Source organism: Cecembia lonarensis LW9 (assembly GCF_000298295.1).
Taxonomy (GTDB): domain Bacteria; phylum Bacteroidota; class Bacteroidia; order Cytophagales; family Cyclobacteriaceae; genus Cecembia; species Cecembia lonarensis.
The window spans coordinates 1-545 of the sequence record NZ_AMGM01000334.1 but is presented as its reverse complement, the minus strand read 5'-3'; the positions used below and the strand labels follow the sequence as shown (position 1 = coordinate 545).

Here is a 545-nt window from a genome sequence, read left to right as displayed (position 1 = left end):
GAAAGAGGCGTACAGCGCCCAGAAGCGGTTAGGATGGTGGCATGAACGAATACCTTGGACTCGAAATCTTCTTCCTCTCGTTGCTGGTCGTCGCAGGCCTGGGCATGGCCGGCTTTGCCGGACTTGTCGTCGCGCGCCTCTTCAAGGGTCAGAAGTAGAAAACCACTAGCAGTAAAGAAGTAACGCACGATGGCGATCGAGATTCCCACAGACCTGACCCCCGAACTGGTTCCGCTGTCCTGGCTGATCGGCACCTGGGAAGGGACCGGCCGCCTTGGCGACGGCGAAGCCGACGATGGGCATTTCCTGCAGCGGATGAGCTTCACGCAGAACGGTTTGCCGTTCCTGGAGTACCGCTCCGAAACCTGGATCACCGACGAAAAGGGCGCCATACACAGGTCTGCCCGGCGTTCATGAATTTACCGAAGACCAGCCGGCGGGCCACGGCGGAGGAGGAAGAATCCATCACCACGGCCGGGGACTTGCCGCCCAATTCCAGGGTCACCGGGGTCAACTGCTCCGCGGCGGCCCGCGCCACGATCTTC

General features: G+C 61.3%; 3 protein-coding genes. 1 reads left to right on the top strand and 2 read right to left on the bottom strand.

Annotated elements, in window-relative coordinates:
• A partial coding sequence (locus tag B879_RS24340; RefSeq protein ID WP_238542272.1) for a hypothetical protein occupies positions 1–326 on the bottom strand: 326 nt, incomplete at its 3' end.
• On the opposite strand from B879_RS24340, the gene B879_RS24335 reads away from it, so the two are divergent.
• Complete coding sequence (locus tag B879_RS24335; RefSeq protein ID WP_497706797.1) at positions 244–417, top strand: heme-binding beta-barrel domain-containing protein; 174 nt, start codon at positions 244–246, stop codon at positions 415–417. The two genes, B879_RS24340 and B879_RS24335, sit on opposite strands and share 83 nt — an antisense overlap.
• Here B879_RS24335 and B879_RS24330 read toward each other — a convergent pair.
• On the bottom strand, positions 371–538 hold the full coding sequence (locus tag B879_RS24330) for an aldehyde dehydrogenase family protein (protein ID WP_497706796.1): 168 nt from the start codon (positions 536–538) through the stop codon (positions 371–373). The two genes, B879_RS24335 and B879_RS24330, sit on opposite strands and share 47 nt — an antisense overlap.
• Positions 539–545 lie beyond the last annotated feature (7 nt).